General features: G+C 43.8%; 18 protein-coding genes. 11 read left to right on the top strand and 7 right to left on the bottom strand.

Annotated features, from left to right (window positions below; genetic code table 11):
• Window positions 1-187: 187 nt before the first annotated feature.
• From hutX to ACED45_RS15325, 3 genes are all read left to right on the top strand, one after another.
• Window positions 188-709, top strand: coding sequence for a heme utilization cystosolic carrier protein HutX (hutX, locus tag ACED45_RS15315; RefSeq protein ID WP_371714393.1), 522 nt, complete (start codon window positions 188-190; stop codon window positions 707-709).
• Between the two features lie 155 nt (window positions 710-864).
• On the top strand, window positions 865-1,395 hold the full coding sequence (hutZ, locus tag ACED45_RS15320) for a heme utilization protein HutZ (protein ID WP_060469343.1): 531 nt from the start codon (window positions 865-867) through the stop codon (window positions 1,393-1,395).
• Window positions 1,396-1,557: 162 nt separating this feature from the next.
• Window positions 1,558-2,115 (top strand): ATP:cob(I)alamin adenosyltransferase, encoded by a 558-nt coding sequence (locus tag ACED45_RS15325; RefSeq protein WP_146490918.1) that lies wholly within the window; start codon window positions 1,558-1,560, stop codon window positions 2,113-2,115.
• 72 nt (window positions 2,116-2,187) lie between these two features.
• On the opposite strand, the gene ACED45_RS15330 is transcribed toward ACED45_RS15325, so the two are convergent.
• Entirely contained in the window at window positions 2,188-3,102 is a 915-nt protein-coding gene (locus tag ACED45_RS15330; RefSeq protein ID WP_048662365.1) for a chemotaxis protein, read from the bottom strand.
• A 281-nt stretch (window positions 3,103-3,383) separates the two neighbouring features.
• Here ACED45_RS15330 and ppiC point away from each other — a divergent pair, with 281 nt between their 5' ends.
• Window positions 3,384-3,665: a peptidylprolyl isomerase PpiC gene (gene ppiC / locus ACED45_RS15335; protein WP_258185064.1), complete on the top strand. Its 282-nt coding sequence runs from the start codon at window positions 3,384-3,386 to the stop codon at window positions 3,663-3,665.
• Window positions 3,666-3,948: 283 nt separating this feature from the next.
• Complete coding sequence (locus ACED45_RS15340) at window positions 3,949-5,343, top strand: alpha-amylase family glycosyl hydrolase (RefSeq protein WP_371714394.1); 1,395 nt, start codon at window positions 3,949-3,951, stop codon at window positions 5,341-5,343.
• A gap of 118 nt (window positions 5,344-5,461) precedes the next feature.
• On the opposite strand, the gene ACED45_RS15345 is transcribed toward ACED45_RS15340, so the two are convergent.
• The 4 genes from ACED45_RS15345 to ACED45_RS15360 form a co-directional block, all read right to left on the bottom strand.
• Entirely contained in the window at window positions 5,462-7,333 is a 1,872-nt protein-coding gene (locus ACED45_RS15345; RefSeq protein WP_102332673.1) for a methyl-accepting chemotaxis protein, read from the bottom strand.
• A 435-nt stretch (window positions 7,334-7,768) separates the two neighbouring features.
• Window positions 7,769-9,139, bottom strand: coding sequence for a YjiH family protein (locus ACED45_RS15350; protein WP_017067418.1), 1,371 nt, complete (start codon window positions 9,137-9,139; stop codon window positions 7,769-7,771).
• Window positions 9,140-9,367: 228 nt separating this feature from the next.
• Complete coding sequence (locus tag ACED45_RS15355) at window positions 9,368-10,042, bottom strand: YoaK family protein (RefSeq protein ID WP_017062746.1); 675 nt, start codon at window positions 10,040-10,042, stop codon at window positions 9,368-9,370.
• A gap of 175 nt (window positions 10,043-10,217) precedes the next feature.
• A complete protein-coding gene (locus tag ACED45_RS15360; RefSeq protein WP_170926836.1) occupies window positions 10,218-10,700 on the bottom strand; it encodes a GFA family protein in 483 nt (160 codons plus the stop codon).
• Between the two features lie 32 nt (window positions 10,701-10,732).
• On the opposite strand from ACED45_RS15360, the gene ACED45_RS15365 reads away from it, so the two are divergent.
• The 3 genes from ACED45_RS15365 (at window position 10,733) to ACED45_RS15375 (ending at window position 13,398) form a co-directional block, all read left to right on the top strand.
• On the top strand, window positions 10,733-11,386 hold the full coding sequence (locus ACED45_RS15365) for a hypothetical protein (RefSeq protein ID WP_371714395.1): 654 nt from the start codon (window positions 10,733-10,735) through the stop codon (window positions 11,384-11,386).
• Between the two features lie 124 nt (window positions 11,387-11,510).
• Complete coding sequence (locus ACED45_RS15370) at window positions 11,511-11,810, top strand: isoamylase early set domain-containing protein (protein WP_009845720.1); 300 nt, start codon at window positions 11,511-11,513, stop codon at window positions 11,808-11,810.
• Window positions 11,811-12,087: 277 nt separating this feature from the next.
• Window positions 12,088-13,398 carry a peptidoglycan DD-metalloendopeptidase family protein gene (locus ACED45_RS15375; protein ID WP_371714396.1) on the top strand — a complete coding sequence of 437 codons (1,311 nt, stop codon included), beginning with the start codon at window positions 12,088-12,090 and terminating at the stop codon, window positions 13,396-13,398.
• Window positions 13,399-13,504: 106 nt separating this feature from the next.
• Here ACED45_RS15375 and ACED45_RS15380 read toward each other — a convergent pair whose 3' ends face one another.
• Both ACED45_RS15380 and ACED45_RS15385 read right to left on the bottom strand, forming a co-directional pair.
• Complete coding sequence (locus ACED45_RS15380) at window positions 13,505-15,349, bottom strand: putative bifunctional diguanylate cyclase/phosphodiesterase (protein ID WP_371714397.1); 1,845 nt, start codon at window positions 15,347-15,349, stop codon at window positions 13,505-13,507.
• A 161-nt stretch (window positions 15,350-15,510) separates the two neighbouring features.
• Window positions 15,511-16,407: a LysR family transcriptional regulator gene (locus tag ACED45_RS15385; protein ID WP_146490910.1), complete on the bottom strand. Its 897-nt coding sequence runs from the start codon at window positions 16,405-16,407 to the stop codon at window positions 15,511-15,513.
• A 108-nt stretch (window positions 16,408-16,515) separates the two neighbouring features.
• Here ACED45_RS15385 and ACED45_RS15390 point away from each other — a divergent pair, with 108 nt between their 5' ends.
• The 3 genes from ACED45_RS15390 (at window position 16,516) to ACED45_RS15400 (ending at window position 18,592) form a co-directional block, all read left to right on the top strand.
• A complete protein-coding gene (locus ACED45_RS15390) occupies window positions 16,516-17,721 on the top strand; it encodes a multidrug effflux MFS transporter (protein ID WP_371714398.1) in 1,206 nt (401 codons plus the stop codon).
• 100 nt (window positions 17,722-17,821) lie between these two features.
• A complete protein-coding gene (locus ACED45_RS15395) occupies window positions 17,822-18,172 on the top strand; it encodes a hypothetical protein (RefSeq protein ID WP_017057980.1) in 351 nt (116 codons plus the stop codon).
• Window positions 18,173-18,457: 285 nt separating this feature from the next.
• Window positions 18,458-18,592, top strand: coding sequence for a hypothetical protein (locus tag ACED45_RS15400; protein WP_279626256.1), 135 nt, complete (start codon window positions 18,458-18,460; stop codon window positions 18,590-18,592).
• Window positions 18,593-18,650: the final 58 nt, after the last annotated feature.

Genomic DNA, 18,650 nt, shown 5'->3' on the forward strand with positions numbered 1-18,650 from the left:
ACGCTTTTAGCCGAACCCTTCGGGCAGCGTTTGCTGGTCATTTCTACTGCGTTATTGGCTTCTCATGTAGGCTAGCTACACATCAAAGCCTCTGCCTTGTATAAATACCCAGCAACTCGCTGCAAAAATCAGCTCGAGAGATCAACACGCCCTAATGTCAATTACTCGCTTATACGGAACATATTCAATGACAGATACAACATTAGAAATGACAGAAACTCTAGAACAACGCGTAGCTCGCATTCTAGAAGAAGAGCCAAAACTACTGCCGACAGCAATTGCTGAGAAGCTAGGTGTTTCAGAGGTTGAAGTGGTTGCTGCTTTTCCAAACGACATGACGGTAATGCTAGATGGCAGCCGTGCTCAAGAAATTCTAGAAGGTTTAGTTGGTTGGGGCCCTGTGACCACTATCGTGCATTCATTTGGTTCTATCTTTGAAGTAAAAGCACCATTCCCGAAAGGTAAAGTAGCGCGTGGTTACTACAACCTGATGGGCAAAGAGGGCGAGCTTCATGGCCACCTAAAATTTGATAACGTTAAACATATCGGTTTGGTGAGCAAAGCGTTCATGGGGCGTGAAAGTCATTACTTCGGCTTTTTCAGTGAAACGGGCGAGAACATTTTTAAGATTTACCTAGGCCGCAACGAAAAGCGTGAGCTTATTGCCGACCAAGTAGAACGCTTCAAAGCGCTAAAAGAACAAGCTTAAGTACAGTCAATAGCAAATAATCAGCAGCAATCTTACATAGGGTTGCCAACTAGCTTAAGCAAGACATCAATGCTCGAGGATCGTTTAGTTCGCTAATGATCGTTCAACCTCGGGCAAAAATAATAAATCAGAGAAAGTGAAGAAAGGAATTACCCATGGAACAGCAAGTAAAACAAGAACGTCTACAAGGTCGCCTAGGTCCAGAAATTAAAGAGTTTCGCCAAGAGCGCCGTACCCTTCAACTTGCAACGGTTGACGAAGAAGGTCGCCCGAACGTAAGTTACGCACCTTTCGTTCAGAACCAAGAAGGTTACTTTGTTCTAATTTCTGATATTGCTCGTCATGCCCGTAACTTGAAAGCGAACCCTCAAGTCTCTTTGATGATGATTGAAGATGAAGAGAGTTCGAAGCAGCTTTACGCACGTAAGCGTTTAACGTTTGATGCTCAAGCAAGTGTTGTAGCGCGTGAAACAGAACTTTGGACTCAAGTGATTGGCCAGATGCAAGAGCGTTTTGGCGAGATCATCGATGGTTTGAGCCAGCTTCAAGATTTCTCACTATTCAACCTTAAAGCAGAGAACGGACTGTTCGTGAAAGGTTTTGGTCAAGCATATCAAGTGTCAGGCGACGATTTGGTGGATTTCGTTCACCTACAAGAAGGCCACAAAAAAGTGTCTAACGAATAATTTCGTTTAATCGATTTCTTTAGGAGCCCTCCAATGTGAGGGCTTTTTGCTATCTCATTATCAAGCAGGGAAACTGCGGGTCTTTGAGCTAATAAACTCAGACTCAATCAAAGAGTTTGGTATATTGGCGTCTGATTAATATTTATGTGTAAGGATCGATACGTGAAACCAGTAAGTCGAGATTGGGACGAGTTCTGCTACCCGTTTATTTATGAAGACAGTCCTGTCTGTGATTTTGAGATTCTGTCGGACGAGCTTTGCTGCCGAGTTGGATTGGTTCTTTCATTGGAATTGGAACCACAAGTTCGCGAGATCCTGCAACGCCTACAACCGAACATCTATCATTTAAATGGTTCAGTACGTGGGAAATTAGCGATCACTGAATCCGAACTGGTCGAGCTCAAGCAAGATTATCATCACATTCGCGATCAGCTAGAAGGTGGTTTCAAAGGGTTTGTTTTACCTGGTGGGAACCGAGTGTCGAGCGAACTTCACTTGTGTCGTTGTCAGGCTAAAAAGGTCGTGCGAGCACTGGTCAGTATTGAACATCATGAAAGCAAAAAGTCGCCAGACCCGATTCTTTTTAAATACGCTAACTTAGTTGCGAATACACTCTATGCCTTGGCGTCTTATACCAATCACGTCAAAAAGGTTGAGGAAGTGGAGTTCGTGAGTAAGAGCTATTCCATGCCAAAGAGCCCAATGCCGAAAAAGTCTTAACCGAGCGTTAGATGATTTGGCATGTAGGAAGCTAAACCAAAGTGAAAGGTGGTTTAGCTTTTAAGACAGGGTTTAAGCAGCAGTGGAGGCGTCGTTTAAGACTTTTGCGCCGCGTAGCATGGCTTCGATTAACTCACCCGCATTGAACTTCTCAAGCGCTTCATGTGCCCCCACCTGATTGGCACGGTCAACACAGATCTCACTGGATAGTGATGTGTGCAAAATACAGTAAGCGTGACTTAGAGCACTGTCGTTCTGCACTTCAAATGCAAGCTCATAACCATCTAATCCCGGCATCTCGATATCACTCACGAGGAGATCAATGGCATTGCCAGCACTGGCTTGGCGTCGCATTAGGTCAATGGCATCTAAGCCGTTGTTACAAATGCTGTAAGGGATGTTGATGCTGTCTAAGGCATCAGATAACTGTTTACGCGCAATCAAAGAGTCATCCACCAGTAAGATGTTCAACGCTTTGAGGCGCTCTCTCTCTACATCGGTCAGCATCGGGATATGCGCATTCTCATAATCTGGGTAGATCTTAGAAAGCAGCAGTTCCACGTCGAGCATTTGTACAATACGGTCTTCAAAGCGTGTAATTCCCGTTACAAAGACATTGCGACCCACACTGGTGGGTGGAGATTCAATACTCTTCCAGTCACATTCAATAATTTTATCAATCGAACGAACCAAGAACGCCACAACTGTTCTTAAACAGTCGGTGACGATAAGTACACAATCTTGGTATTCAGCGGGTGTTATCGGGCGGAAGCCAATCGCAGCGGACATATCAATGACTGGAACCGTAAGGTCGCGGATAGTCACCGTACCAATCACGTGATGATGGGAGTAGGGGATCTGAGTCATCGGTTGAAAAGGGACGATTTCTCTGACCTTAAGTGTGCCAATCGCAAAACTTTGAGTAAGGGATAACTTGAACATCAACATTCCCTGTGACTGACTCGCTTTACTGATCGGTTTGGCCATAAGTGGCTCCTACTTAATACGCGCTTAATTTATAAGGATTAATTTAAAGGGAAATGGAAGCCGCAGCAAGTCGCGATGCTGTTTTTAATGGCCTTTAAGGCAGTTGTTTTCGGTTATAGGGTGAAGAATCGCTGTTCTTGGGTTAAAATCACGCTAAACGCTGGCTGTCGATGAATTTATTTCGATAAGTCGCTAGCGGCAAACAGATTTACAACAGTCAGTTCATTAGCGATGTTCTAAGCAACCGTCGTAAGTAAACTGGCAGCAACAAACTGAGAATTATCATGGCAAGAACAGCAGCAGCGCTTCATATTTTGGTGAAGCATAAAGAACTAGCAGAAGACATCATGACGCAGCTTAAAAAGGGCGCTAAATTTCAAACGCTAGCAAAGAAACATTCAACCTGTCCATCTGGTAAAAAGGGCGGCGACCTAGGCGAGTTCAAAAAAGGTCAAATGGTGCCTCAGTTTGATAAGGTGTGTTTCTCTGGCGAGACGCTTGTACCACATCTTGTAAAAACAAAATTTGGTTGGCATGTGGTTAAAGTTCTTTACAGAACTTAGCAATAAATATGTGATAGATTGAATAAAAGGAGCGTATATACGCTCCTTTTTTGTGACTTTTTTGCGCATTTAAAAGCACAATGGCTGAGTGTTCATCCCAGACGTTATGCGATAATTGGTGCTACGCCCTCAACTATCCACCGTGAGTAATTGGTAGGAGGAGGAGGGTTTTTAATGAGTAACTCATATAATAAATGCCATTCTTGAGGAAATTTATGCAGCTTTGCCTTTTAGCCTTTGTATTTATCTAGAAAGCTGTAAACGAGTTTGGTAGGAGAACAACATGGAGAGTTCAGCTATGTTAAGCAACCCAGCGACGGATGTCATATTGCATGCCTTTGACTGGTGCTACGCTGACGTAATGAAGAACGCCCCTCTTATCCAAGAGTTGGGTTATAAATCTGTTTTAGTATCACCGGCGATGAAATCGCTGCGCGGCCCTAAAGGCTACGACCGAGATTCTGGTACTCAATGGTGGCAACGCTATCAGCCACAAGACTATCGTGTGATTGATAATCAGTTGGGTGACACGCAAGACTTCACTGCGATGGTGAACACGTTAAAGCAACACGGGCTTCGTACCTATGTAGACGTAGTGTTTAATCACATGGCCAACGAATCAGGTATCCGCAGCGATTTAACGTATCCCAATCAGCAAGACATGGCGTCTTATCAAAAAGAGGCTGACTATTACGAATCCATCCGCTTGTTTGGTGATCTTTCTAAACCATTATTTGATGAAAACGACTTCGTGGAAGCGTTTGGTATCAAGAACTGGAAAGACACATGGGAAGTTCAGAACGGGCGTATTACTGGTGGAGCTAGTGATCCGGGCTTACCAACACTGTTAGACAACGATAATGTGGTTGCACAGCAGCGAGCGTACCTAAAAGCTCTAAAAGCGATTGGTGTGAAAGGTTTTCGTATTGATGCAGCGAAACACATGACACTGTCACACTTGCGTAAGGTGTGGACTGACGATATCTGCGAAGAAATGCACATCTTTGGCGAGATCATTACTGATGGCGGTGCGACGGAAGAAGAGTATGAGCTGTTCCTTGAACCATACCTCAAACACACTCGCTTAGGCGCTTATGATTTCCCGCTGTTCAATACTATCTTCAAAGCGTTTGCGGCGCAGGGTAGTTTTAAATCACTGATCAACCCCTACTGTTTCGGTCAAGCACTATCGAACATGCGAGCCATCACGTTTGCGGTAACCCATGATATTCCGAACAACGAGGTGTTTCTGGAGCATGTGATGGATGAAGTGGATGAGCGATTGGCTCATGCTTTCATTCTTGGTCGAGATGGCGGTGTGCCGCTTGTTTACAGTGAGCTGAGCACCAGTGGTATTCTGGATCAGAACGGCCAGCCTCGCTGGCTTAATGACTGGCAAGCGCCTTACATGAAAAACATGATTCAATTCCATAACCATGTTCATGGCGAAGCGATGCGTGTGGTTGAAGCGAATGATGATTTACTGGTGTTTGTCCGTGGTGATAAAGGCATTGTGGTGATCAACAAGTCGAAACGAAGCAAAACAGCCTCATTAAATTGGACTGGCGCAGTGACCGATTTGTTGTCTGGAGAGGTGTTCGACTGTGTTGGTAAGGACTTAACCATTAAGGTTGAGCCTAACCAGTGCATGATGCTGACGACCACGAGTTACGTCTAATCGGTTAGAAAGAAAAGATTGAAAAGAAAGCCCCGTTACTGACAATCAGTAAGCGGGGCTTTTAATATGAAGCTGTTTATTCTTTACTAAACAGAGTGTTAGTTAAACGGTAAGGCGGTTAAACCGTAAACTTGTTCAGTAGCTCGTCTTGTTGGCGAACATTGTCCGTTTGTACCTGCATTGCTGTGTTCGCTTCTTGAGCCGCGTTTGATACTTGTGTTGAAAGGTCTTTGATCTTAACAGTGTTGTTGTTGATCTCTTCCGCTACCAAGCTCTGCTCTTCTGCTGCTGAAGCAATCTGAATGTTCATATCAGAGATGCGCTGAATCGCGTCACGGATACGGTCAAGTGAAGAGTTCGCTTGCTGAGCACGTTCAACGGCGTCAGTAGCTGTGTCTTTACTTTGGTTCATCGCGTTCGATACTGAGCTTGCACCCGCTTGGAGCTGCTCAATCATGTTGCGGATTTCAGTGGTTGACTCTTGAGTGCGTTGCGCTAGAGTTCGAACTTCATCGGCAACGACTGCGAAACCACGACCAGATTCACCAGCACGCGCCGCTTCAATCGCTGCGTTTAATGCGAGTAGGTTCGTTTGGTCTGCAATGTCGTTGATTACCTTAAGAATCGTTTCAATGTTTGCTGTTGCTGATTCAAGTACTTGTACTTCTGCAACGGCTTGATCGATACGCGCTGAGAGGTTATCAATGGCTTGAGTAGTATCACTAACTACAGAAGTGCCGTCTAGCGTTGCTTCGTCTGCTTCACGGGCTGCCGCTGCTGCGCCTTGAGCATTGTTTGCAACTTCAGTTGCAGTAACCGCCATCTCGTTCATTGCAGTCGCTAACTGTTCAAGCTCTTCCAGTTGGGTATTCATCGCTTTCGCTGATTCGCCTGCACCTTTAACCGTGATTTCAGTACCACGCTTAATTTCAACACCAATCGCTTTCGATTGAATGATCTGATTTTGCAGGTTTTCAGTAAAGGTGTTGAAACCTTTCGCTAGGTCAGAGAACTCTTGGTCTGTGTTGGTATCTAGGCGCTTAGTTAAATCACCTTGACCGCTCGCCACATCTTGAATGGCTTGGTTAAGCGCATCCAGTGGACGCATTAACACACGAATCAGAACAGTCAGTGCAATGATGCTGAGAATAACTGCAATCAACGAGTAGATCATTGAGCTGTTCTTCAATTCTTCAACGGTTTGGAACGCGATCTCTTCATCGAGGATTGCACCTATATACCAATCTTCACTAGGGATGTGGGTGAAATTAACTAGGAACATTTTGCCGTCGACTTCAATTTCTTGAGAGCCTTCACGAATAGTCGCTTGTGGCATGTAGCTTGATAGCGTTTCACCGTTGTTTTTCGCATTTGGGTGAGCAATCGTGGTGCCGTCGGCTGTTACTAGGAACAGGTAACCCGCATCAAACAAGTTCACTTGGTTGACCAAGGTAGCAAGGTTCGTCAATTCTAGGTCGTAGAACATACCCGCAGTAAAGCGGCCGTTGTCTTTAACTGGAGTACCTACTGATATGATGACTTTCTTACTTGATGCATCCACATAAGGAGCGGTAACAACTAAACTGTTTTTGGATTTAGCATCAATGTACCAAGGACGAATTCGTGGGTCGTAGTCTGGACCGGCATCCCAACCATCATCATTTTCAATAACGAAACCGTTTGCTTCATAACCAAAACCAACCGCTAGGAAGCTGTTTTTAAGCTTTGGCTTTTCTAAGATTTCTTTAACGTAAGCGCGATCTTCAGGGTTGATCTCGATGACTTCAGTCGTCGATTGAGCCAACGCTTTCTTGGCGTTCATCTCCGATACGACGGTATTTTTCACGCCCGAGACCATCTCTTTCAGGCTCGCATTGACGTGGTTTTCTACTGCACTTCTTACAGTGTAAAGTTGTTGTATTGAAAGCAATGATACTGTCACTAGCAGCAAGGCTGATGATGCAGCAACCACCTTATGGCTAAATTTCATTGAGTTTTCCCCTTCTCACAGGCTTTGCGAAGACTAAAGTTAATCGTGTTTTTGTAATTATATATATCGACTAGATTGGATTTTACTTGAATGTAATTTCACAAAATAGACTACAAAAATACAACAACCTAAACAATACAGAATTCACTAAAGCGCATATTTGTTGCTTTTAGTATTTGGTTCAATGAGTTGGGGAATGGGGCTAGACGGAGTTTAAGGAGGAATTAAGAATGTATTAATTTGATAGTTATGCGTTCAGTTTTCTATTAAAAAGAGGCGGGGTGAACAAACGATATGAAATCAAATGACATGCAGAGCTTATAAATTAATTGAACTCCAAATAATACTGTGTATATATTTTCGCAAATAAAAAGCCCCACAAAAGTGAGGCTTTATAAACTGAATCTTTATTGAGTTACATAAGTAGTATCTAATTTAGAATATTAGATGCGCTACACCAGCGATAACTGGAAGCGTAATTAACGTACGTAGAATAAAGATAATAAACAGTTCTAAGATGTTCACTGGAATCTTACTGCCTAGAAGTAGAGCGCCCACCTCAGACATGTAGATCAGCTGAGTTACCGACATTGCTGCAATAACAAAGCGAGTCATCTCGTTGTCGATAGAAGCCGCAAGGATTGCTGGGATAAACATGTCCGCAAAACCAACAACAATCGTTTCAGATGCTGCAACCGCTTCAGGAACACCAAGTAGCTCTAGGAATGGAATGAAAGGCTGACCTAGGATTGAGAACACAGACGTGTATTCCGCAATAACCAGTGCCATTGTACCTAAACCCATAACAACAGGCAGTACGCCAAATACCATATCTACGGCGTTACGAACGCCTTCGCCAAATACAGATTTAGCCGACTTTACTTGAGATGCTTTATTTACCGCTAGCTCAAGACCCCAAGAGAACGTTGAGTGACCTGCTGGGATCGCGTCAGCGTCTTTGTGCGGCTTGCTGCCATCAATGAAAGTATCTTTCTTCATGCTTAGTGGTGGAAGGCGAGGGATGATCACCGCTGCCACAATACCCGCTAAACAGATTGCTGCGTAGAAAGGTAGGAACAGGTGCTCTAGTTCTACCTGAGCAATAACCACAAGACTGAATGTGATAGATACTGCTGAGAAAGTCGTACCAACAACCGCAGCTTCACGCTGAGTGTAGAATTTCTTCTCGTACTGTTTGCTTGTAAGCAGGATACCAACACTGCCGTCACCCAACCAAGAAGCCATACAGTCAATAGCACTGCGGCCTGGTAGGTTGAAGATTGGACGCATGATTTTACTTAGTAGCGTGCCAAACAGCTCTAGTAGACCAAAGTTAAGTAGAAGCGGAAGTAGCAAACCAGCAAAGATGAATACTGAGAACAGTGTCGGAAGCAGGCCTTCTAGAACCAGACCACCAGTATTTTCTTCCCAAATAACCTCAGGGCCAACTTGGAAGAAAGCCATAACGGCTGCAGCACCACCAATTAAACGAACCAGCAACCACAGTGGAGATGGGTTGAAAAGGCCGTTTAAAAATGAATTTGATGTAATGAATGTAGGCTTAAAAATGGTGCTTAAAACTGAAGCTACAGACATGAAAGCAACGATCGCAGTGATGATAGGGACTAGATATTCACCGAAAACCGCTTGAATTGATTTGGCTAAGATAGCTACAGGGATGGTTAGATCACCTTGATAGCTGATTGGCGCCATGAAAAGGAATAAACCAATCAATGATGGGATTAAGAAAACCCAGAAACTGCCTTTAGATTTCTCTGTTTGAGCAGTATTCTTGTTGTTAGACATGTTATTGTTCTCGAATTTCTACACGTAAAAAAGCCACATCCTTGGCATTTTTATTTACTAAACGTCCGTATTTTCTCATTGGGTGCAAGATTACCCAGTATTAATATCGCTTGCAATACTATTCATCAAATATCGCTAAATATTCATACTGGTTATTCTGCAACGTATTAAGAGTTTAGAATAAAGTGTTGCGGATGTTACGTAGTTTGAGGTTATATTGCCAGATATTTATAAATTGACTGGGGTTTCAGTTCGATAGGTCAAGTATAACCAGTAGCTAAACGCAATAATGAAAGCAAAAGAGGCAGGGAAAGCCAATGCCAAGATTTCGAAGCGTTGGAACAGACAAGCGCCAATTAAGCCGCCAAACAGGAAGCCAACCACAATGAAAATTAGCAGTTTGGCTTTACGGCGGTCAAAAGGCATCCCCTTTAAGCGAGCGCCAATCATGATCCCAAGATCGGTAATGATCCCGCTCATGTGTGTTGTTCGAATGATTGCCCCGCTGTAAGTGGTGATCATCGCGTTCTGCAAACCACACGCGGCTGAAGCGAAATACTGACCTGAAGTATAGCCTTGCAACAGTGTCCACAGCGCCAAAAACAGCAATCCACCCTCAATACATAGTGCAACACCGTAACGGCGTCCTAACTTCAATGCTTGGTTTTCAATAAAGAACCCGCTGAACGCCGCACCTAACATGAAGCTCATGATCACCAATAGGAGGTGAACAGAAGCCGAGGTCGGTGTAAGCAGGCTACTGCCTAGCAAAGACATGGTGCCGGAGATATGGGAGATAGCTTGATGTTGGAAGCCAAGTAAGCCGATAGCATTAACACTGCCAGCAAGACCAGCTAACAAAAGGGCGCCGTATTCAACCCAGCGAGGTAACTTAGAAATCATGTGGTTCACCCTGGGTTAAATAGAGGAGCAAGATTATAACGCTAGACAAAAGATACGCTAGCGCTGTGAAGCGTTGATATTTGATCTTAGGCAACAGTATTGCAGTTTGTTTTAATACTGTTGCTATATAAAGATAACGGTCAATAACGAGATAAAGATAACGCTCAATGACGAACTAGTTGTAATGGCTCATTTGGTGGTCGAACTTAACCCAACCGTGTTTGCGTTCTTCATAAACCGAAAAGCTCGGCAGTGGGAAGTCTTGCTCTTTAAATAATCCGAGCGGGACGATATAAAAATCAGCGGCGGCAACCGACTGCAAAAGCATGGTGGTGCCACACTTGGGACAAAACTGATAGGTGACTTCATTACCCGTATCGCTGATGCGTGAAAAAGAGGTCACTTCACCGCTGAGTGTAACTTGTTCTATTGGGAACCGAGCCTGAACGCCGAACACACTTCCGGTGCGTTTCTGACACTCATAGCAATGGCAGACAGATGTACGTTGAGGTTCACCTCGGCATACTAGGTTGACTGCTCCACAGCGGCATTCGCAACTTCTGATATTTCTATCTTTAATATGATTGATATCCATCCATGCTCCACTTCTGGTTAACCCTGTATTGATAATTATACTAAAGCCCTTTATGGTCTGCACAACTGGATGAAAACAAAAGAATATAATTGCCCATGAAAACGAAAATCTTACCTATCCCTCTGATTCTACTGATTCCAATTGTCATGCTGGTTGTGGTGATAGTAGCGGGTGTTTATCGCTTTAGCTTAAGTGATGAAGAGATCTTGGCGAAGTTTCCTTCTTCTCAAGTGAGTTATGACCCAGTCGTAGAAACCGTTTTTGATTTGAAGACGACCAATCCATGGACAATTAAAGTTCCTGAGACTAACGCCTACGCTTTTATCAATGAAGTTGATGAGCCTAGAGCCATCGCGTTTGGACGCTATGACTCAGGTGTTGAGCGCGGTGTGGTAACGGTAGACACCAATAATCTTTCAGCCGCCACGTTGGGCAAGGCGAGTTTCTTTGTCGCGCCGATTTGGATATCTAACCAAGGCAGCGGTGTTTTCTATTATCTAGGCCTGTTTAAGCATGACCAGCAACGAAGCCGTGTGGTGTTAGTCGACCAACTTTTACTGGGTGATCGTATACAAATTCAGACATTGGAGGTAGCTCAGCAGCCAGGTTCGCAATCACAGAATAAACTTACTGGGGAAGGTTTTATCGGCTTTACTCAGCATTCTGCGGAACAATCATTTGCAGAACCCCCTTCTGAAAAGGTGTTAATGAGTTTTTCTTTTGATACGCAATCAATTGGTAAGCAATAACGTTTTCGTGAATGTAAGGATCTGTTGTTTATGTGAGCCAAATTACATATTATCTTAGTTAGATGAATGAAATTTAGACACAGTTAGCTTTGTGTCCGCTTATTATTACAAATGGAGCTTGCGAATGATTAATAAACGTTTTTTTAAGACGAAAGATGAAGTTGAAGTGACCTTCGAGCTAGAAGCTCAAGAAGCGAACTCTGTATCCATCGTTGCTGACTTTCTTGATTGGAAAGCCACCCCAATGAAAAAACTGGCCAAAGGGAAGGTTTACAAGTTTAAAACTCGTCTACCTAAAGATGGCGAGTTTCAATTCCGCTACCTAGTTGATGACCAACAATGGGTGAACGATGCGAATGCTGACCGTTACATCCCAAATGAGTTTGGTGAAGACAACTGCTTAGTGTCGACGGTTAACGCATAGTCTTTGTCTTAAAATCAGCGACTAATTCGCTTCGTTTATTAATTATTCGAAACGGGATAACGTCAACCAATAGAAAGCAGAAACTAGCCGTTTCTGCTTTTTTATTTTTAAATTTAGCGGTTAATTTTATTTCTCATCTAGTGGCTCTTCATCTACGGCAACTCAATGACTTAGGCTAAGTTGGGCAGATTCACATCATATTATGACAATGCATTGATGATTTATGCGTTTGAAAAGCATATCCTATGCCTTTATATTGTAGAAAGACCTGTTTACCGTGTATTCAAAAATATTTTCCTCTCCGTTTGCCGAGCTTTCACCTGTAAAAAAAGTAGCTATTTTAGGACTGCCACTTATTGCAGCGATTGGAGTTGCTCTGCAATCTTCGCAATCAAATCTGACGAAAACGATCGAGCTTGATCTACCAGACTCAACCGTTATTGAGTCAATTCTGTCACCATCTTCTGTTACCGTTATTGAGCCGCCGACATTTGAGTATCAAATTCAATCTGGCGATAACTTGAGTAGCATCTTCACGCAACTTGGATTTTCTTATAAATCGATGATGAGCGTGATGGAAACTGATTTGAACTTCCTTGCTTTAGATACGCTTCGTCCGGGTAATACATTACGCTTTTGGCGTGATGAAGCGACGGGCGACCTTTCCAAAATGGAACTTCAATTTAGTGTTGCAGATAAAGTGGTTTACCGACTGCTTGAAGATGGTACATACGAGTTTGAAGATATCTCTATTCCGGGCGAGTGGAAGCAGCGACCTCTCGTGGGTGATATTCATGGCAGCTTCTCAATGTCGGCGAATAAAGCTGGCCTGAACAGCCTCGAGATTGACCATATTGTGACTCTTCTTAAAGACAAGCTGAACTTCAGCCGCGACCTACGTGCTGGCGATCAGTTTGAAGTGCTTCAAAAAGCGCAATATGTTGATGGTGTTGCAACCGGAAAACGTGAAATTGAAGCAATTAAGATCATGAATCGTAACCGCGTTGTGTCAGCATACTTACACACTGACGGACAATATTACGATGCTAATGGCGATAGCCTTCAACGTGCTTTCCAACGTTATCCTGTAAGCAGCAGCTGGCGTCAGAGTTCTCAATTTAACCCTAAACGTCTACACCCTGTGACTGGCCGAATCTCACCGCACAACGGTACGGATTTCGCGACACCAATTGGCACACCTGTTCAAGCAACGGGTGATGGCAAAGTGATCATGACGCGTAAACACCCTTATGCGGGTAACTATGTGGTGATTCAACACGGTAGCACTTATAAAACGCGCTACTTGCACTTAAGCAAGATCCTTGTTCGTAAAGGACAAACGGTATCTCGTGGTCAACGTATTGGCCTAACGGGTAAAACGGGTCGAGTGACAGGTGCTCACTTGCACTATGAACTGATCGAACGTGGTCGCCCTGTTGATGCGATGAAAGCGAATATCCCAATGGCCGATTCTGTGCCTAAAAAGGAAAAAGCGACATTCACAGCCGCGAGAGATGAAGCCGACAAGCTATTGAAGGCAGCGTTAGAAACGCGCGATCTAGCAATGGTTAATAATGCTAGTAAGTAGCTAGCCATTAAACTGTTTTAAAGCCGCAAGAGCATCACAAAGCACAGTCAGTGTTAAGTGATGCTCTTGCGGCTTTTTAGTTCTCAATAGAAGGTTCGGTAAGGGTTTAAACTAAAGGCTCTGAGTGCGCGACATAGCTAACGATAGCTTCAGGTCGCATTGGAGGTGAGTAGAGGTAACCTTGGATCTTGTCACATCCCATCGCGTGCAGCTTTTCTAATTGCTCACGCTTCTCAACACCTTCCGCAACCAAAGATACATCGAGTCTATGGGCCAGTTGAACAATCAGCCATACTACGCTCTCTGAGGTCGAACTAGTTAACAAGTCTCGAATAAAGGTCGCATCAATTTTAATGCAATCGATAGGGTAGCTGTGGATGTAGTTCAAACTGGAGTAGCCTGTACCAAAGTCGTCGAGTGCAATCGTGAAGCCTTGTCCTCTCAGAAAGTTAAGCGCGGATTTTGTATCTTGTGTTGGCGATAACAGAACGGTTTCGGTTAACTCGATAACAAACTCATTCGCCTTAAAATGGTGCTGTTCAATGGTTCGAGTCAGGTAGGATATATAACGTTTCGAATCAGTAAGCTCGTGCGCAGAGCAGTTGATTCCAAGTTTAACCTTGTAGCCCAAGCCTTGCTCTAGTGTGGTTTTAGCGCGGCACACCAATTCAATAATGCGTTCACCTAATTCGACAATCAGCCCTGACTCTTCTGCCACTTGAATAAACTCTACGGGTGAGATGTCTCCATGTCTGGCGGTTTTCCAGCGAGTCAGTACCTCGAAATATTCCCATTGCGTTTCACCTTGACCCACAATCGGCTGTACCACTACGTACATTCCATTACCATTGGGTACATAACTGCCTGAAATAGGACTCTCAAGCTCACTTCGTAAGGCGGTGATTAACTCGGTTTTCCTTTGATAACGGACCCTCAAGTGAGTGTCGTAACATTGAATGTGTGTATCTTGGCTGTGTTTACACTCTTTAAGTGCCAAGCTAGTGTTGAAGATGATCTGTTCTACATCCTTGTCACCCCCATCTGAACGGGCGATGCCGATACTAACGTCGAAATCGATTTTAATATCAACATTACTGTAACCTTGTTTTATCTTGGCTAGGATTTGCTCGCAAACTGCTATTGGGTCCGAATGATAGGTAATGAAAGCAAACTCATTGCCAGCAGTCCGGAAAGTCAGATTGCTTTCGGGTAAGGTTCTACGCAATGTTTCTGCGACAAATTGAAGTACCTTATCGCCAATATAATTGCCGTGCATGTCATTGATGGCTTTGAAGCTATTGATGTCGAGCAGGGCGAGCGAGAATGGAGTGACGCTCTGTTGAGTGATCGATTCCAAGGTATCAGACAAGCAGCTTCGGTTTAGTACCCCCGTTAAGCTGTCGTGTGATACTTCGTAACTGAGTTGATTAACCAGTTGTTCAGAACGGTCGTTGAACCACATTTCACGCAAGGTGTGGATGATGATGTCAGCGAACAATTGGTGGTGTTTTATCACGTCTTGTTGTTGAACTGGACTTAGAGGCGAGGTAAACGTTGAGAACAACACCCCCATCACTTCACCACTTTGAGTACGAGTAGGGATCGCGATGGAGTTTTGTGAGGTGATTTCCTGCCTAAATGCCGATGTTGGCAATGACTGGACGACATGCTGAGCAAACGAGCAATCCGGGTGCCTTTGATTGACTGCTTGTTGGTAGATCTGCCCATGACGTGCGTTGATTTTATCATGCAGTACATGGTCAGAGTGGGCGATCACCAAAGGAACGATTTGATCTGGGAAATGCTTCTTCTCAATGATGCTGGTGTACTGAGTACCAAAGGTTTGATGTAAAGTAAGTACGGCTGACTCTAAAAGGTCGATACCTTCCAATTTCAGTAAACGACCAATGCGCTCTGTGTCTATCATGCTGTTATGCGTATGTTGAGTCATAGTCACCATCCTTAGTTAACCAGATTCACTGTGTAAGCTGTATGTGTATGATCTTGTCTATACGATTTTGGCACTACGCAGTCTTAAGTTTTAGTACTTATATGCGTCTAGTTTATTATTGTTCGTGTTGTATAACTTTTCAAATTAAAATGTGACTTATTTCACAGAGCCTGAGTGCTGCGCTCTTTGTCTAGCCTCTCTTTTAAATGATCCAGAAATAACTTGGTTCGCGTATGTGAGTAATCAAGCTTAGGGTAATACGCGTAAACCATCACTTCGTCGGCGGTTATATTTGGTAATACTGGAACTAACGTCCCTTGTTTAAGATCTTCTTTGATCATCGCTTTGATGGTTAACAACACTCCCATTCCTCGCTTCGCAGCATGAAACAAAGCTTCTGGATTAGTGGTAGCAAAGTTGCCGTTTAAAGTGATGCGTTGCCCTTTGGTTAGCGTGACTTCACGGGTTGGACGCTCTCCCCAGATTAAAGAATTATGCTGCTCTAAATCTTGTTCGCAGGTGGGGTAACCGTGTTTGGCGAGGTAACTCGGTGCGGCATAGAACCCCGCTTTGTGCTCAAACAAGGGCGTTTTCTTGAAGCTTAAAGAGTTGAGCTGTTCCAATTCTCGACTGATCACCAGATCCAATCCAAGTTCAGGTAATTGTCCTGAAGTGGTGGTGATGAGCTGTACCTTAATATCCGGATACTTTTCAAGGAAGTCGTCCATGTGCTGAACCAGAAACTTAGAGCCGACCGCGATGGTCGCACCTATCTTCAGTAAGCCTGCGGGAGTTTGGTTAACTGAGCGAGTTTCATCAATGATTGACTGCCAGTTATCGAGCTGATCTTTGGCTCGTTGGTAAAACAGCGCGCCCGCTTCGGTTTGGCTAATCGAGCGGGTTGTACGCTTCAGTAGCTGAGTCCCGATGCGTTCTTCGAGCCAGTTTACCCTTTTGCTTATCGCTGAGCTGGTGGTATTGAGTTTACGCGCAGCACCATTGAAACTGCCTTCTTCCACCACTCTAACGTAGCTCTTTACGTTGAGAATCCAATCCATATTGTTTCCTATTAGGACTTAATTAAATTCCAATTTGGTTAATTATCAATTACTGGTTTTGAATATAAACTTATATCATGAACAAATATCAAACGAATAGGGAATTTTTTGAGCCAATCGACCTTTAAAAAAACGCCGTTACTCTTAGCAATGATGATTATTGCTACGGGGCAGGTAGGTGTGAGTATCTATTTGCCATCTTTGCCGTTAATTGCTTCTGACTTAAGTGTGACTCAGGTAGATGTACAGCTGATCGTCACGCTGTTCCTTGTGGGTTTTGGCCTGTCTCAGCTATTTTATGGACCTATGTCTGATGCGGTGGGAAGACGGCCTATCTTCTTGTTAGGCCAGGGCGTTTATTTGATTGGTACTATCGTTTGTGTCGTGTTTTCTGACAACATGCTGGCGCTAGAGGTTGGCCGTTTGTTGCAAGGTTTAGGAGCGGGTAGTGCTTCGGTTCTCGGACGAAGTGTGCTCCGCGACAGTTATGATGGCCCTCAACTGACCAAAGCGTTGTCTTATATCTCGATCACCGCTTCGATCATGCCTATCATTGCGCCTGTATTTGGTGGTTGGATTTCATTTCACCTCGGGTGGCAAGCGGTGTTCCTGTTTGTTCTGATGTATTTATTGGCGATATTTACGCTAGGTTACTTTGTTCTTCATGAAACATTGCCATACGGAAAGAGTCGCTTTGATGCCTGCCAAGTGGTGAAGAACTACGGACGTTTGTTGACCAATCGACAAGTGTTAACCAGCGCCAGTTACAACTGGATGAGCTACATGGCAAGTTTGGTATCTTTATCGCTGTTTCCATTCTTAATGCAAGAGCAGTTAGGGCTGACTGCCGCAGAATACGGCACATTGATGATTGTCCCTTCGGCAGGCTTGCTGGTAGGTAGCGTCGCTTTAAACTTGCTCAATCGTAGGTTTAGTACGCCTCAACTGATGAGCCTAGCTATCTTGATTATCTTGGCGTCGGGAACTTGGCTTTTGACTCATGAGTTATCCATCTTTAACTTAGTTTGGGCGTTTACTTGGCTGACTATTGCGCAGGGTATCTCTTTTCCTCTCTCTATTAGTATGTTGTTGGAACCACATAAGAAACAAGCTGGTGCGGTCTCTGCATTGTCGGGTTCAATTCAGATGTGTTTGGCGGGTTTACTTGGTGGGTATCTCGTCGAGAGTTGGGTGACGACTTACCTACAGTTAGGTGTGTTCTACTTGATTATAGGAGGAGCTATGGGGGGCGTGCTTTGGTCTTCAACCAAAATGAACAAGAAAGATGATACTGTTGAAGTGGAATATAGCTAAATGCCTAGTCCACTACCGTCCAATGCACCATCGTTAATACGTTGTATTTGTGCTGATGGTTTTCTACAATGCTTCGGTCCATTGAATAGGTAAAAACAAAATGCAGCAAAATGAATTTGAAGTACTGGTAAAAGCTATCTGCGCACTAGATGGCCTGCCTCAAGCGCTTGAGCTATTGAAATCCAATGAGGATACAGAAGTCGCTGAGGCTGCTGCATCACTGACTGGTCAATTTGCACTAGCTGAAGTGGAAGGCGAAAAGCGTATTTACCACGTGACGCTTCAAGAAAATGAACAAGGCGAAGAGCAAGAGTACATCGAACATGTCATGAATGAAGGCGATGACTTAATCAAATTTGCAGCTTGGTTCTTTGAAACAATGTTTGAATTGAAGCAAAAAGACACATACCAAATTGCTGGTAAAACTTACAGACAGCCAAAGCGCAGCTAGGGTTCTTAGTAAAGTATTTTAGAAAGCAGCTCTCTGAGCTGCTTTTTTTTATAAGCGTCTAAATCAATGTGTTGGACTGTTATTAGGAATGGAGCATTAAGCTCAAACCAGAATTCAGGTTAACTCATTGATATACATAGACAGTGCTGATTAGCACAGAGACAAAATTAGGTTTGTTGCAAATCAATGGATTTTATTGCATTAAAGTGTGATGTGAGTCTTGTTTTTGGGCGTTTTAAGTGTAAAATCCGCGCTAAGGAAAGTTGATTATGTGCGGAGATAAGCATGAATTACGAACTAGGCCATGCATACCTTGGTCAAATGGCAGCAAAAAACATGATGCACGAAGCATTGTATGGCAAGCCAAAGCCAAAAAAAACATCATTCCTTAAGCGAATGATGAAGAAAATGGCTAAATAAGCATTTTAAAAAACGGAATTTTAAAAGGCCTTAAACATCTATGATGTTTAAGGCCTTT

This window comes from Vibrio crassostreae, from assembly GCF_041439375.1.
Classification (GTDB): Bacteria; Pseudomonadota; Gammaproteobacteria; order Enterobacterales; family Vibrionaceae; genus Vibrio; species Vibrio crassostreae_D.